The following is a 14,970-nucleotide window of genomic DNA, read 5'->3' on the forward strand; positions in this document are numbered from 1 at the left end:
TACTGTCCATAGTTGTATTCAAGGGAGATCAAGTATGGTCACGACACGAAAGTTTGCAAAGGTTGGAAGCTTTCTTAAGAGATTGTTGAGTGGATTAGTGAGAAACAGTTGTGCCTAAGTTTTTATGGTTTTACACTGGAACTTCAATAACAACAAAAAGAACAAATGCGTTTAAAATACATCCGACTCGCGGGTTTTAAATCCTTCGTAGATAACACCAAAGTTGCGTTTCCTGAGCAAATGACTTGCATTGTCGGGCCGAACGGCTGTGGCAAGTCGAATGTGATTGACGCAGTGCGCTGGGTGCTGGGTGAAAGCTCTGCAAAGAATCTGCGCGGTGACGCAATGATCGATGTTATTTTTAACGGCTCGCAAGCCCGCAAACCAGTGGGGCAAGCTAGTGTTGAATTAGTATTCGACAACCAAGATCACAGGTTACAAGGTGAGTTTGCTGACTTTGATGAGGTGTCAGTAAAACGAGTTGTTACACGTGACGCTCAGTCGTTGTATTTTTTGAACAATGCAAAGTGTCGCCGACGAGACATAACGGACCTGTTTTTAGGTACTGGGCTTGGACCTCGTAGCTATGCCATTATTGAACAAGGCATGATCTCTCGCCTTATTGAGTCTAAACCACAGGAGCTTCGAGTATTCATCGAAGAGGCTGCTGGGATTTCTAAGTACAAAGAGCGTCGTAAGGAAACGGAGAGTCGTATTGGCCGTACGCGTGAAAATCTCGAGCGCCTGACTGATGTCCGAGAAGAGTTAGGTCAACAACTGGCTAAACTTCAGCGACAAGCTTCGGCCGCAAAGCGTTACCAAACGCTAAAAGCAGAAGAAAGAACCTTTAAAAGCCAGTTGCAAGCTTTGAAATGGCTTCATTACCAGCAGCAATGCGACCGTGTTGAACGAGATCTTCAAGCAGAAGAAACAGAGTTAGAGAAATGGTTAGCCGAACAACGTGGAAGTGAGCGTGGGCAAACTGAATTTCGACAAAAAGAGCTCGACTTACAAGAGCAGGTTGACCAAGTTCAAGAGAAATTTTATCAAGCATCTAGCCAAGTCACTTCGGTGGAGCAGCAAATTCGTCACCAACGTCAACTGGCACAAGAAAAGCGCAAGCAACAAGAAGAAATTTCACAGCAGATAAAATTTGCAAAAGAAGAACTGGCAAGTGAGCAGGAGCAGTTGGCTACTTTAGATAGTGTTATCTCGGATGTTGAAGAAACACTCGCACAGCAGCAAGAGGTTTATGAAGAGCGCCTTATTCACCAAGAGCAAGCACAGGAAAGGTTGAACGCTTGGAACGAAAAATGGCAGCAACTGCAAGCAGATGTTCGGCAAGTTGAACAAGATATTTCTCTCGCGCAAGCTCAGCTTAATGCTAATCAGCAAATGTTACAGCAACAGCAAGCAAGGTTTGACACAGTTGTTTCCGAACTTGAGTTATTGAAAACGGAAGCTCCTGCCAGCCCTAAAGCTCTTGAGGAAGAGCTGACAGAACTTGCTAAAGACGAAGAGAAGCAGAAAGAGCTTTTGCACGCTAAAAAAGAACTCCAAAAAGCCATTAAAGAGCAAATAGCGGAACAGCGAGAAGCTAACGATCATCAACAAGAAGTACTGCATACATTGCAAGGTCAACAAGCTTCGTATAAGCAGTTGATTCAGTCTCAGGAAGTCGAGCTAGATAACTTTTCTAAAGGCTGGCTTGAAGAGAACGGTGTTGTCGGTACAGTTAGTGAGTACCTAGAAGTCCCTGAGCAGTGGCGACAAGCTGTCGAGCTATGGTGTCAAAGCGCACTATCAGCACCCGTTATTTCAGGCGCGGTAACAGATGTCCCGAATCAATTTAAAGGTTTATTCTTCACTTTACCTGCCCAGAGAAACGTTGAGTTGCCTGCTTTGGCGGCGCGATTGAGCGGTAAAATGACGTCTTCAAGTTTATTTAATGGCATTGCTGCGGCTGAAAGTTGGGCAGAAGCGCAAGAACTACTATTGAACTCTGAATGGCGCGCAGTGGCATTACCCGACGGTCGTGTAGTGGGGAAAGACTTTTTACTCTCACAAACCGGTGAGCAAGACAGTGTGCTGGCGTGGCAGTCGGCGCTGTCAGATGTAGAAGAAAACCTTAAAACGACTCAGGCAGAAATTACTCAGAACAAAGCGAGGCTTACTGAGCTTGAACAACAGCTAGCGCAATCCGATATAGATATTGACCAGCAGCAAGAATCGTTAGCAAACGCGCAGCGTGCTGCAACAGAGGCAAGAGAACGCTTTAATTATGCTGCCTCTGCGCTTGAGAGACATGAAAAACAGGTGCGCAAGCTGGCGGATGAGAAGGTTGTGTTGGAAGAGTCGATTGCTTTACTTGTGGCCGAACAAGAAGAAGGCCAAATGAAAATGCTCGGTCTTGAAGAGCAATTAGAAGCGGCTAGACCGACCATGAATGAGCATGAAACCTCAGGTCTTACGGTAAAAGCTAATGCTGAGAGCAGCAGCCAGGCTGTCGCCGACGCGCAAAGCCAACTGCATACTATTCAATTGTCAGAGCAGGAGAAGAAAAGCCAACTTGTTCACGCACAAAAGCATATTCAGCGGTTAGAAAAAACATTGTTAGAGCTTTCTGAAAGGCAAGGCTCACAAGTAGACGATGAAAGCTACGAATTTGAGATTCAGCTTTTAGAAGAACAACTAGCCGAGCACTTAATGCAAAGAGAAAGTGCGGAAACAGAGCTTGTCACTGTAAAAGAACAGTTAAGTGCTATTCAAGAAGAGTTAAGTGTATTAAATAAGGGACAGTCGGCAGTGCACGAGCGCATCGCGGCACAACGAGAGAAGGTGGAAAGCCGGAAGTTGGAACTAGCAGCTTCTCGCGAGCGCGGTCATGCATTGTTAGAGAGTTTTAGTGAGGAACAAGTATCACTAAAAGAGGTCTTAGAAAACATGCCTGAAGAGGCAAATGAAACGGAATGGCAAAAAGCCCTCGACGAACGCGCAAGAAAGATTCAGCAATTAGGTGCAATAAACCTTGCGGCAATAGACGAAGTCGAGGCGCAGTCGGAACGTAAAGAATATTTAGATAATCAATATGAAGACTTATCTTCTTCGCTAGAAACGTTAGAAGACGCCATTAAGAAGATAGACCGTGAAACGAGAAGCCGATTTAAGAAAACTTATGATCAGGTAAACGCTGATTTGCAGGCTTTGTTTCCGAAGGTATTTGGCGGTGGTTCGGCATATTTAGATTTAACCGAGGACGACTTGCTCGAGACGGGCGTAACCATTATGGCGCGACCTCCGGGCAAGAAAAATAGCACCATACACTTGCTGTCTGGCGGGGAGAAAGCTTTGACCGCGTTAGCGTTAGTGTTTGCTATTTTCAGACTGAACCCAGCTCCATTTTGTTTGCTCGACGAGGTTGATGCACCACTCGACGATGTGAACGTAGGGAGATTTTGCCGTTTAGTGCAAGAAATGTCAGAATCGGTGCAGTTTATTTACATTAGTCATAATAAAATCGCGATGGAAATGGCCACTCATCTTGCAGGGGTAACTATGCAAGAGCCAGGTGTGTCAAGGTTGGTTGCAGTTGACGTAGACGAAGCTGTAGCTCTCGCGGAAGCGTCTTAATTATAAGAAACAGGAATAGGAATGGACGGCGTGCGCATAATTCTCATTGTTCTGGGATTAATCGTAATTTTAGGTTTGCTTGGGCATGGCCTTTGGAGTATCCGCAAAGGGCAAGGTGGGGCGCGCAGAAATCCGCGGTCTAAAAAGCAGGGTGCGCATAGAAATACTGAAGCAACGAATAGTCGCCAAGTAGACGCTTCAGGATTCGACCAAGACGGTATAGGCCAAGTACGAACTATTAAAGCAACGAGCTCTAGCGTGTCTGGCGTAGCATCAAATAAAAAGACTGAAGCAAAGCCGGTTAAAGAAAAGCCTTTGGTTGAGAAAGGTCCTAAAGAAAAGAAAGAACCCTCGATTGCTCAACCATCGCTCTCACAGCAAACTCTTTTCGAAGAGCTGGAAGAAGAGCAGGTCACCAAGCAAGAGAAGCCTAGGCAAGAGCCTTCGATTGGCGCAGAACAAATCTCTCTCGGTTTTGATGATGAGCCTGAAATATCCAAGCCCGAGCAGGAAGAACACGAGGCAGAAGAGCCGCATGCTGAGCCCACAAGTGAAGCGGATGACTCGGATGATGAACAGTTACAGGATCATGTTACTGATGAGCAAGAAACGGGCGTTGAAGGCGAGACTGACGGTGAGCATGAGGCTCAAGAGAATGACATAGAAGTGATAACCCTTTTCGTTTCCGGGGATATTCAGGGTGCAATCTTGCTACAAACGCTTACCGAGCTTGGATTGAAGTTTGGAGAAATGGATATTTTCCACCGCCATGAAGATACCGCAGGAAAAGGGCCTAAGCTGTTCAGTATCGCTAATATGTATAACCCAGGCGTATTTGATTTAGACGGTATCGAGAACTTCTCGACTCGCGGGGTCGCGTTATTTATGACTTTGCCTATAGAGTCAGACGGTCACAATGCATTTACCATGATGTACAATGCAGCCAACAAAATAGCAGAGGCTATGCCGCGTGCAGCTGTTCTAGATGGCAATAGAAACCCAATTACTAAACAGTCTGTACAGCATACCTACCAAAAGATTAGAGAATTCGAGCGCAGGCAGAAAATAGCTGGCGCGTCACGATAGTTTTGGAGTTGAGTCGTGCCCTTAAATTTTTCTAGCGTTGAAGAAGAAGTTAGTTACTTACGCGACACCATATTTGAACTTGATTACCAATATTATGTGCAAGATCAACCAACAGTCCCAGACGCAGAATACGACAGACTGTATCAGCGTTTAGTTGATCTTGAAAAGGCAAACCCAGAGTTACGCTCAGAGCAATCACCGACACAACGTGTTGGCGGGGTAGCTTCTGGGCAGTTCCCCTCAGTAACGCATGAGCAACCAATGTTGTCTCTCGACAAAGCAATGTCGGAGGACGACTTCCTAGCTTTCCAGAAACGCGCTCACGAGCGCCTTGATATTCAGACTACGTTGGCCTGGTGTGTAGAACCAAAACTAGATGGTCTTGCGGTAAGCCTGCTATACGAGAACGGCCTACTGGTTCGTGGGGCAACTAGGGGCGACGGTAGTACCGGGGAAAATATTACCGACAATGTTAAAACGATTCGTTCTATTCCGCTTAAACTTCGCGGTGACTTCCCTGAAAGGTTAGAAGTGCGCGGTGAAGTATTTATGCGTAGAGACGTTTTTGAGCATATGAATGAGCAGGCATTGAAGGACGGTAGCAAAGTTTTCGCGAATCCCAGAAATGCCGCCGCCGGAAGCTTACGCCAGCTAGACGCGAGTATAACTGCAAGCCGCCAACTATCTTTTTATGCTTATTCGATGGGTGCGGTGGTACCGGAACGACAACTAAACAACGACAGTCATTATGCTCGGCTACAGCAGCTTAAGGACTGGGGCTTTCCAATGTGTCCAGAGACTAAACGACTAGACTCTGACCAAGCGTGTATTGATTATTATCAGTACATATTAGAGCAACGAGACGCGCTAAATTACGAAATTGATGGTGTAGTTCTTAAAGTGGACGCCATTTCACAGCAGCAAAACCTAGGCTTCTCTGCTCGAGCGCCAAGGTGGGCTGTTGCTTGGAAGTTTTCAGCTCAAGAAGAGTTAACGTGGCTTCGTGGTGTCGACTTTCAAGTAGGAAGAACGGGAGCAATAACGCCCGTAGCACGGTTAGAACCTGTGCAGGTAGCGGGTGTGACGGTATCTAATGCAACACTGCATAATGCTGATGAGATAGAGCGTTTAGACGCTAGAGTCGGCGACCGGGTTACTGTGCGTAGAGCAGGCGATGTTATTCCGCAAATTGTTGGCGTGGTTTTAGAAGAGCGTCCGGAACACACTGAAGTTATTTTATTTCCAGACAGTTGCCCAATTTGCGGCTCTCACGTCGAACGCGTTGAGGGTGAGGCGGTAGCGCGTTGCACAGGTGGTTTATTTTGTGCTGCACAAAGAAAGGAAGCCTTGAAGCACTTTGCCTCTCGAAAGGCTATGGATATCGATGGTCTCGGCGATAAGCTTATTGATGCATTAGTTGAACGGGATTGGGTTAAAGATCCTGCAGACTTGTATGGATTAACTCTACACCAGTTAAGTGTATTGCCTCGGATGGGACAAAAATCTGCGCAAAATCTATTGAATGCTATTCAAAAAAGCCGAGAAACAACCTTGCCAAGGTTCTTGTATAGCCTAGGTATTCGAGAGGTTGGCGAAGCAACTGCGATGAATTTGGCGCATTATTTTGGCGAACTAGAGCCTCTGAGAGAAGCTTCTATGGACGCATTGCAGGAAGTGCCTGATGTAGGTCTTATTGTCGCCAAACATATTTATAACTTCTTCCGAGAAGCACATAACCTTGAAGTGATTCAGCGACTGACGGAAGGTGAACAAGCCGTTTCTTGGTCGAGTATAGAGTCTGTCGAGAAGTCAGACGACTTAGCAGGTAGAACCTATGTGCTTACCGGAACATTGTCAAAAATGACTCGTGACGAGGCCAAAGCAGCACTGCAAGCTCGAGGTGCAAAAGTATCGGGAAGTGTTTCAGGTAAAACAACAGCGGTGGTTGCAGGTGAAAGTGCTGGGTCTAAATTGACTAAAGCTGAGCAACTCGGTGTACCGGTTCTAACCGAAGACGACTTATTAGAGTTACTCAACTCTGCGTGAAGATAAGTCTCGCACAAAGCCGTCACTGGTGATATCAACAATGCCGGTTTCGTCGAGTTCAAACTTAATGCTAGGCGTACGCTTTTCGAAGATAAGCGCGTTGTCGTCAATGGCGACTCGAATTCCGAATAAAACGTTCGCAAGGCTGGGTTCAAGCACTAGCTTATGTTCGCCTATTTCAACGCTAAACGAGCGCATATAACGGTTGGCAAATTCTTGAATATAAACCATTGAGTCAGCTTCCAGCACAGCTAGCTGAAGGTTGTAACTTTGTGGGGGAGAGGACATGGCTACAGCTTGAGAGCCTGCTCGGAAATGCCAAATACCATTGCGTTGCTCGAAAGCTAGTGGATAATTTACGGTAACCTCTGTACCGTCCCCAAGAACGGCCGTGCCGGTAAATGCTAACTGAAAGCCGCGTTCATTTTCGTTTTGTTCTTGGCTGTTTGCGGTTGCCACGAAACCCAACAAAGCAACCAGAAATAGGCTTTTCAAGATATTCATGCTTAACCCCCTTGGGTAATATCCACATGTAATTTAAGTAATTCACCGGGCTGCAGGTAGCGCTCGCGAGTGATTGAGTTCCATCGTTCAATGTCTGCAACAGTAACACGAAATCGACTAGCAATACGTGCTAATGAATCACCTTGGCGAACTCGGTATTCGACAGTACGCGTTATGGCTTGTGGGGTTGGTGCTGATTGAGAGCTAACACTATCGGTATCGTCGTCTATCCAAATGGCTAACTGTTGACCCAAACGCAAAGTATCGCCTGGTGCCATATTATTCCAACGTGCTAATTCATTTACGCCAACACCATGCTGGCGACTAATTTCCCAAAGCGAGTCGCCTGCCTGCACTTCGTGGTTAATTCTGCGGTCACCTTCTGGTTCGTTTTGACGTTGTTGGCGTCGTTGATCGCTCGCCAGCTGGTATACTTCAGCAGCTTCGCTTGCTACAGGAATAAGTAGATAGTCACCTGAACGAATTAAGCTACCCGAGATATTGTTCGCACGCTGAATCGCGCCTGGAGTTGTGTTATAGGTGCGGGCAATGGAAATTAAGCTCTCCCCCCCACGTACACGGTGTCTTTCCCACTCTACCCACTGGGTGCGGTCGGACTCGGCCATGGCACGTTGAAATGACTCGGCAGCAGCCTGCGGCATGAGTAAATGGAAAGGACCGTCCGGAGCCGTCGCCCAGCGGTTATAACCCGAATTGAAGCGATGTAACTCATTCACTTCCATTCCCGCCATGGATGCGGCTAAGGCTAAGTCCATTTGTTGTCCTACATCAACAATTTCGAGTACCGGTTGGTTAGGTGTAAAGCGCCATGCAATATCTTGTTGATGACGTTCCGCAAGTAAACTACTGAGCGCTAATATTTTGGGTACATAATTTCTGGTTTCGCGTGGTAACGATAAACTCCAGAAATCCGTGGGTAAGCCGCGAGATTCATTTCGACGAATCGCGTTGGCTACGCGGCCCTGCCCACCATTGTACGCCGCAATAGCGAGTAACCAGTCACCGTCGAAGGTGTCATTGAGACGTGCAAAATAATCAAGCGCAGTATGAGTTGCAGCAACAACGTCTCTGCGACCGTCGTACCACCAGTTAATATCCAAACCGTAATGCAAGGCGGTGCTTGGGATAAATTGCCATAAGCCACTTGCGCGCCCATGAGAATAGGCAAATGTGTCGAAAGCACTTTCTACGATAGGTACAAACGCCAACTCTAAAGGTAGTCCACGTTTTTCAATTTCTTCGACAATGAAGTACATGAGTGGCGCGGCACGCTGTGTGACGCGAGGAATATAACTAGGGTTATTTAGATACCACTGGCGGTGAGCTTCAATACTTGCTTGGTCAGGTATTTCGATATCAAGTTGTAAACGCACGCGCTCCCATAAGTCTGCCTGTTGTTGAGGAGACAATGTTTGTTGTTCTGGTTGCTGATATGGAGCAGGGCGGCTAAGCGTATATTTTTGAATACCAGTGTCACGGGGAAGTTGTTCAGGTGTAACTGGAGCAAGTTCACTAAAAGGAAGATATTGAGTTAACTGGCAAGCGGTTAACACCATAGACGCTAGTGCTAAAGAAGAAATCTTCAGACATAACCAGCCTTTGGCTTTTCGCCTTAGAGTGTCTTGGCTCATACTTTTCCCCAAAAAATGTTGTGGTGCTTTTGTATATTATTTGACTTGTATTGTATGTAATTATGCTGTGTCTTTCCACTGGCGAACTGCAGCGAAAACGTCAATGGGCGTCGCCAAATTAGAGTTACTGTGCGCTTCTGCAGCTTTGCGAACTGTATTTGTATGAGTTCGCAAAAATGGGTTGGTCGCTAGTTCGTTTTTAAGCAGAGAAGGAACGGTTGCGATACCTTTTTCTCGCATGTTTTTAACGCAACTATATCGCTCTTGTAATGCCTTGTTGTTGGGCTCTACTTGCATCGCAAAGTTAAGATTCGCAAGCGTGTATTCATGCGCGCAGAAAACTTGGGTGTCGGCTGGTAATTGCGCTAGTTTACTGAGCGAGCCATGAAACACTGTAGGTGTACCCTCGAACATACGGCCGCAGCCACCAGCAAATAATGTATCACCGCAAAATAACCATGGTTTAGCATAATAAGCGATGTGGCCGTTGGTATGGCCTGGACAACTGAGCACCTGGAACGATGGAAACCCCTTCACATCTGCGTTCTGTCCTTCTGTTAAAGGATGGGTGATATGTTTAATCTTTTCGTTTTCGGGCCCGAACACTAGAGTATCGCTCGTGGCTAAATCATTCACTCCACCCGTATGGTCGGCGTGATGATGAGTAATAAGAATAGCTTTTAGGTTAAGGCCGTGCTCGCTTATGAACTTTGCAACGCCTGATGCCTCACCGGGGTCAACAACAATACATTCTTGTTGGTCATTTACTAATAACCAAATATAGTTGTCGTTAAAAGCCGAAATGCGATGAATTTGCATCATACCTCCGAAATTTTATGCTATGCGTGCAGTATATGAGGAAATCGAATGTTTTTAAAACCAGCTCGGAACTCAAAACAACGCCGCAAACCTGAAACCTGGGAAGACTTAGAGCATGGGGATTGGTGGTACTCGTCTTTAAGTGCGTGGTTACACGAAAGCGATCCTATTGTATTTGGACAGTATATGGTGTCGCTAGGTCAGTTTGATATTCCTTGGCCAGACTGTCGCATTAAAGCTCATTACTCTGTAGCCCCTGAGCCCGGTGCAGATGTTATTGCAGAATGGACAGAGCTGCCTTTCGCCATTGATTCGGTAGACTGGGTTTCTCTTCCATTTGTACTCGAATATTCATCAGACCCGCACCGGATTTTGAGAGAGGCAGATCGAATGTTGCGGGCGGATGGGCACATGATGATTGTATGTAATAACCCATGGGGTTTGCATAATGCCATTCGGGTCTTACCCAAAATGCGCAAACGAGCACCTTGGAATAGCCGAATGTTCACTGCACAAAGAATTATGGACTGGTTGTCTTTATTAAATTATGAAGTAGTGCATTTCGGCTATTTCGGTTCGGGTTGTCCATGGCCAAGTACAGCGCATAAGCCAGTGAAAGATTCCTTCTTTTATAGTCGGGTACCCTTGTTTAGTGCCGGTTTTGCCATTATTGTTCGTAAACGTGAGTGGCCGATTACTTGGAGTAAGTTGAAAGCCAAGAAACGACAAAGGCTTTCGAGTTCAGAGATTGTTCCTGTCGGTCGTCACGCGTCACAGCGGAACTGAACATAAGCGTTTTAGTCCGAAACATAACCGTAAAGAAATAGGAGACAATATGAAGTCTGCTCAACAGTTAGTCGCAGAGGCTAAAGAGAATATCCAAGAAATGAGCGTGGATGAACTTGAGTCTAGTCTGCAAAAAAGCGATGAATCAGTGGTGATTGATGTGCGTGAACCCGCAGAATACGCCAATGGACACATCGCGCATTCTGTAAATTTACCGAGAGGTATTTTAGAGTTCCAACTTGCATCTTTGCCGCAAGTAGCTTCGGCAAGTTGCGCACCTGAGGTTGCATTAGAACAGCTTCGTCAAAATCGTGTATATCTTATCTGTCGCACAGGCGGTCGCAGTGCACTAGCTGCCCAGTCATTGCAGCAAATGGGATTTAATGACGTTGTTTCTATCGATGGCGGTATGACTGCGTGGGAAGCTTCTGGTAAAGCTATGCATAAATAAATGCACGATTAATCCATTTGACAAAACATTAGTTAATGCTAATATATGGGTATGAATATGACACATATCTCCGTAGAGGAAATGCAGAAAAATGCTTCTGCAGCAGAGAAGTTACTAAAGTCATTGGCGAACAGCCATCGACTTATGGTGTTGTGTCATTTGGTACAGGGAGAGAGTACTGTTGGTGAACTCGAAGCCAAGCTAGATATTTCGCAGTCGTCTCTGTCGCAGCATTTAGCAAAGCTAAGAAGCCAAGGTATTGTAGGTTATCGCAAAGAGGGCACAACGGTGTTTTATCGTATTGAAGACAAGAAAGCATTAGCGGTTCTTGACTCGCTATACGGTATATTTTGTAAGCCGTAAATTTTTTTTTGCGTTTTATTATTAGCATTTTCTAATTTAGGGGTATCTTATGAATATAGATCGTTTTGTTTTAGGTTTTGCAGGAGCAATGGTATTGCTTTCAGCTGTATTAGCTTGGCAGGTAAATACTTGGTGGTTGTTGCTAACTGCGTTTGTTGGACTAAATTTGTTTCAAAGTGCTTTTACTGGGTTTTGCCCACTCGCCATCATATTAGCGAAGCTGGGTATTAAGTCAGGTTGTGCTTTTAAATAATGCTTCGACATATCAACAGTTTAAAATAAGAGGAACGTGACATGGAAAAAGGTCAAAACGGCGGCATTATCGCTAAATTTTTATCGAGCACGTTTCCTCCTATTTTTATTATTTTCGCTATAGTCGCGGGCTTTATCGCGTTATTGTTAACGCCGAAGGAAGAAGACCCACAAATTGTCGTGCCTATGGCCGACATCCTTGTGTCTGCTCCTGGCTTATCCTCTGAGCAAGTCAGCACGCAAGTCACTGAGCCTGTTGAACGCCTAGTGTCGCAGATTGATGGAGTGGAATACGTTTATTCTCAATCACAGCGTGATAGCGCAGTGATTACCGTGAGGTTTTATGTCGGTGAAGAACGTGAAGAATCACTCGTAAAGTTATACAACAAGCTTTATTCCAATCAAGACCAGATTCCAAGTTTTGTTGCCCACTGGGCGATAAAACCGGTAGAGATTGACGATGTACCTATTGTAGTGGCAGCGCTTTACTCAACCTCTCCAGAAACTATAGATTCTCACCATTTACGACGGGTTGCTGAAGAGGCGACACAGACCTTAAAAGCATTGCCGCATACGAACCGTGTTGAGGTTGTAGGTGGCGAGTCGAGAAGAATTCAAATCTCATTAGACAGCTCGGCATTAGCTGCTCATAACACAACAATAGACGATATCTCATTTGCTTTAAGCGCGAGTAATGTGCAGCAAAGCGCGGGTGAGCTGACACAAATGAACGAAGCTATTCGTGTAGAAAGTGGTCAGTTCATTCGGTCTGCAAATGAAATGAAAGACTTGGTGGTGAATGTTGTTAATGGGCGTCCAGTTTATTTGCAAGACGTAGCGTCGATTGTGGATGATGCGCATGAACCTGAAAGCTACACGTTGTTTTATCCCAATATTTCATCGACCTCAGTGCAACAGGATCTTGGTCCGTATCCGGCAGTATTTGTGTCCGTTGCAAAGCAGCGGGGAGCAAATGCCGTTTCAGTTGCGCAAGATGTTCTCACAGCTTTAGATCAAATAGATTCGCAATGGTTGCCCGAGAACGTACAAGTCGAGGTTATACGAAACTATGGTGAAACCGCTGAAAGTAAAGTAGGTGAACTGGTTTCGAGCCTAGCTGTGGCTATTATTGTGGTGGTCGTTTTTGTGGGCTTGTTTTTGAATTGGCGCGCGGCTGCGGTAGTGGCGATCGCCATTCCTATTAGTTATGGCGCTACGCTAGGCGTTGACCTGTTGTTCGGTTACACCATTAACCGCGTAACCATGTTCGCGCTCATTCTAGCGCTTGGGTTAATTGTGGACGACCCTATCGCAGCGATAGACAACATTGAACGCCACATGAGTGAGCAGGGTAAGAAAACTAAATCTGCCATTGTGGGTGGTATGCTAGAAATTCGTAGTGCGCTGTTAATGTCTACTGTGGCAATTATCATCGTATTTACGCCCATGTTTTTTATTACGGGAATGATGGGCCCTTACATGGGCCCCATGGCGTTTAATGTTCCTGTTGCCGTTATATTTTCTACTCTGACCGCGTTTTTGGTAACGCCTTGGTTGGCGTGGAAAATTATGAAAGTGGCTGAAAATAAGGGGGCGTATAATCCGCAGAACTCATTGCTGTATAAAGGCTACAGAAAAATTTTAGAGCCAGCATTAGACACAGCTAAGCGAAGAAAAATATTTTTATGGTCGGTGTTTGGGCTGTTTATCGTAGCAGCAGCCTTACCCGCTTTGCGGTTGGTTCCGCTTAAACTATTACCCCACGACAATAAAAACGAGTTTCAGGTTGTGCTCGATATGCCAGAGGGTACGCCTCTGGAAGCAACTTCTAATGCTCTGAATGATCTTGCTCGTTATTTGCAGCGTGTTCCTGAAGTAGAGTCGGTGTCTAGCTTCGCAGGTGTAGCTTCTCCTATGGACTTTAATGGCATGGTGCGCCATTACTTTAAGCGCTCGTATAGCTATCAAGGCGAACTCAGAATCGTATTGGTCGATAAATTCGAGCGAAGCATGCAGTCCAATGAAGTTGTTACGCGGTTGCGTGATCCCTTGGAGCGAATCGCGGAGCGCCATGAAGCGCATATTGAATTGGTACAGGTTCCTCCGGGACCTCCAGTTTTGGCTACTATTGTTGCTGAAGTGTATGGCGATGAAATGACGTCTTATTACGAATTAGAGCAGGCCGGTGCTACTGTTGCTGAGCGCTTGAGACAAGAAGACTATGTGAGTCAAGTCGATACTTCGGTACCGGCAGCCCAACAAGTCTGGCGTTTTGTTGTGGACCAAGAAAAAGCGGCGCGTTCAGGAATTGCTCCTGCCGACATTCACAGTACATTAGCCGCAGCTATTGAAGGTCGTGATATCGGTATTCTTCATGTACCAGCGGAAGTGAATCCATTACCTATCGAAATTCGCTTACCGCCAGAACAGCGTAATAGCCTAGGAAGACTTTTATCATTAAAAGTACGAGGGCAGCAGGGCTTTGTTACTTCGAGTGAGGGAGAATTAGAGTCTGCTCCAGCTCCGATGGTTGCTTTGTCTGAACTTGGGGAGTTCCAGCAAGAATTCTTAGATCGGCCCATTATGCACAAAAACCTAAAACCCGTAGTTTATGTTTACGGTGAAGTAACCGGTCGCGTTCCTGCCGATGCTGTGGTCGACACAATGGTTGACCAAGGAAGTGATTCTTCGAGTTACCGACCGCGTTGGCTGCGTACGTACTTTAGCAATGGTTCGGGGCTAGGTTGGACCGTGCCGGATGACATTTCCGTAGTTTGGAATGGTGAAGGTGAGTGGAAAATCACACTGGACGTATTTAGAGATTTAGGTATCGCTTATGGCGTCGCTTTGCTCGGTGTATATATTGTTATGGTTCTGCAAACTGGTTTGAAAGCCGTATCAGGTATTATGATGCTTTCTATTCCATTGACCATTATTGGGATAATGCCCGGGTTTTGGTTCTTAAATTTATTTTCAGCCGATATAGCGGGATATCCTAATCCAACATTGTTTACCGCAACCGCCATGATTGGAATGATCGCGTTGGCGGGAATTGTTGTGCGAAATGCTCTGATTCTTATCGAATTTATTCAGCAACGACTACAAACCGGTTGTGAGCTGAAAGATGCCCTTTTTGATGCGGGTGCTGCGAGAACACGGCCGATTTTGCTTACAGCAGGTACAACTATGCTAGCGAACGTGGTTATTACATTAGATCCTATTTTTAATGGATTAGCTTGGGCCGTTATTTTTGGTATTACCGCTTCTACTTTATTTACTCTGCTGGTTATTCCGGTGGTTTATTACAGTATGTATCACGACAGTCCAGGACATGGTCTTCCAGAGTCCGCATTAGCCCAGAACTCTGGCGATCAATAAAGG

Annotated in this window: 11 protein-coding genes; 8 read left to right on the forward strand and 3 right to left on the reverse strand. The window is 45.8% G+C overall.

Annotation, left to right across the window (positions count from 1 at the left end):
• The first annotated feature begins 165 nt into the window (after positions 1-165).
• Genes smc through ligA form a run of 3 tightly spaced genes read left to right on the forward strand, consistent with a single transcriptional unit; the run spans position 166 to position 6,762 of the window.
• Entirely contained in the window at positions 166-3,630 is a 3,465-nt protein-coding gene (gene smc, locus EYQ95_RS01415; RefSeq protein ID WP_111914568.1) for a chromosome segregation protein SMC, read from the forward strand.
• A gap of 21 nt (positions 3,631-3,651) precedes the next feature.
• The gene (gene zipA, locus EYQ95_RS01420; RefSeq protein WP_111914567.1) at positions 3,652-4,716 is read left to right on the forward strand and encodes a cell division protein ZipA; all 1,065 of its coding nucleotides are present in this window, start codon (positions 3,652-3,654) and stop codon (positions 4,714-4,716) included.
• A gap of 15 nt (positions 4,717-4,731) precedes the next feature.
• On the forward strand, positions 4,732-6,762 hold the full coding sequence (gene ligA, locus EYQ95_RS01425; RefSeq protein WP_111914566.1) for an NAD-dependent DNA ligase LigA: 2,031 nt from the start codon (positions 4,732-4,734) through the stop codon (positions 6,760-6,762).
• On the opposite strand, the gene EYQ95_RS01430 is transcribed toward ligA, so the two are convergent.
• Genes EYQ95_RS01430 through gloB form a run of 3 tightly spaced genes read right to left on the reverse strand, consistent with a single transcriptional unit; the run spans position 6,745 to position 9,737 of the window.
• Positions 6,745-7,266, reverse strand: coding sequence for a hypothetical protein (locus tag EYQ95_RS01430; protein ID WP_111914565.1), 522 nt, complete (start codon positions 7,264-7,266; stop codon positions 6,745-6,747). The two genes, ligA and EYQ95_RS01430, sit on opposite strands and share 18 nt — an antisense overlap.
• Before the next feature lie 2 nt (positions 7,267-7,268).
• Positions 7,269-8,918, reverse strand: a complete 1,650-nt coding sequence (locus EYQ95_RS01435) for a LysM peptidoglycan-binding domain-containing protein (RefSeq protein ID WP_111914564.1) — start codon at positions 8,916-8,918, stop codon at positions 7,269-7,271.
• A 60-nt stretch (positions 8,919-8,978) separates the two neighbouring features.
• Positions 8,979-9,737, reverse strand: coding sequence for a hydroxyacylglutathione hydrolase (gene gloB / locus EYQ95_RS01440; RefSeq protein ID WP_111914563.1), 759 nt, complete (start codon positions 9,735-9,737; stop codon positions 8,979-8,981).
• Positions 9,738-9,785: 48 nt separating this feature from the next.
• Here gloB and EYQ95_RS01445 point away from each other — a divergent pair, with 48 nt between their 5' ends.
• From EYQ95_RS01445 to EYQ95_RS01465, 5 genes are read left to right on the forward strand one after another with little or no spacing between them, the layout of a single operon-like run.
• A complete protein-coding gene (locus EYQ95_RS01445; RefSeq protein WP_111914562.1) occupies positions 9,786-10,523 on the forward strand; it encodes a methyltransferase domain-containing protein in 738 nt (245 codons plus the stop codon).
• Between the two features lie 49 nt (positions 10,524-10,572).
• The gene (locus EYQ95_RS01450; protein WP_111914561.1) at positions 10,573-10,974 is read left to right on the forward strand and encodes a rhodanese-like domain-containing protein; all 402 of its coding nucleotides are present in this window, start codon (positions 10,573-10,575) and stop codon (positions 10,972-10,974) included.
• Between the two features lie 57 nt (positions 10,975-11,031).
• Positions 11,032-11,337 carry a metalloregulator ArsR/SmtB family transcription factor gene (locus EYQ95_RS01455; RefSeq protein WP_207801082.1) on the forward strand — a complete coding sequence of 102 codons (306 nt, stop codon included), beginning with the start codon at positions 11,032-11,034 and terminating at the stop codon, positions 11,335-11,337.
• Between the two features lie 49 nt (positions 11,338-11,386).
• Entirely contained in the window at positions 11,387-11,590 is a 204-nt protein-coding gene (locus tag EYQ95_RS01460; protein WP_111914560.1) for a DUF2892 domain-containing protein, read from the forward strand.
• 41 nt (positions 11,591-11,631) lie between these two features.
• Complete coding sequence (locus EYQ95_RS01465; protein ID WP_111914559.1) at positions 11,632-14,967, forward strand: efflux RND transporter permease subunit; 3,336 nt, start codon at positions 11,632-11,634, stop codon at positions 14,965-14,967.
• Positions 14,968-14,970 lie beyond the last annotated feature (3 nt).

Source organism: Lysobacter sp. N42 (assembly GCF_004344885.1).

What these genes read in the sequence shown, in the direction of transcription:
- EYQ95_RS01430 (WP_111914565.1), bottom strand. Translation starts at nt 7,266, where the DNA reads ATGAATATCTTGAAAAGCCTATTTCTGGTTGCTTTGTTGGGTTTCGTG.
- EYQ95_RS01450 (WP_111914561.1), top strand. Translation starts at nt 10,573, where the DNA reads ATGAAGTCTGCTCAACAGTTAGTCGCAGAGGCTAAAGAGAATATCCAA.
- EYQ95_RS01445 (WP_111914562.1), top strand. Translation starts at nt 9,786, where the DNA reads ATGTTTTTAAAACCAGCTCGGAACTCAAAACAACGCCGCAAACCTGAA.
- zipA (WP_111914567.1), top strand. Translation starts at nt 3,652, where the DNA reads ATGGACGGCGTGCGCATAATTCTCATTGTTCTGGGATTAATCGTAATT.
- EYQ95_RS01465 (WP_111914559.1), top strand. Translation starts at nt 11,632, where the DNA reads ATGGAAAAAGGTCAAAACGGCGGCATTATCGCTAAATTTTTATCGAGC.
- smc (WP_111914568.1), top strand. Translation starts at nt 166, where the DNA reads ATGCGTTTAAAATACATCCGACTCGCGGGTTTTAAATCCTTCGTAGAT.
- EYQ95_RS01435 (WP_111914564.1), bottom strand. Translation starts at nt 8,918, where the DNA reads ATGAGCCAAGACACTCTAAGGCGAAAAGCCAAAGGCTGGTTATGTCTG.
- EYQ95_RS01455 (WP_207801082.1), top strand. Translation starts at nt 11,032, where the DNA reads ATGACACATATCTCCGTAGAGGAAATGCAGAAAAATGCTTCTGCAGCA.
- gloB (WP_111914563.1), bottom strand. Translation starts at nt 9,737, where the DNA reads ATGCAAATTCATCGCATTTCGGCTTTTAACGACAACTATATTTGGTTA.
- EYQ95_RS01460 (WP_111914560.1), top strand. Translation starts at nt 11,387, where the DNA reads ATGAATATAGATCGTTTTGTTTTAGGTTTTGCAGGAGCAATGGTATTG.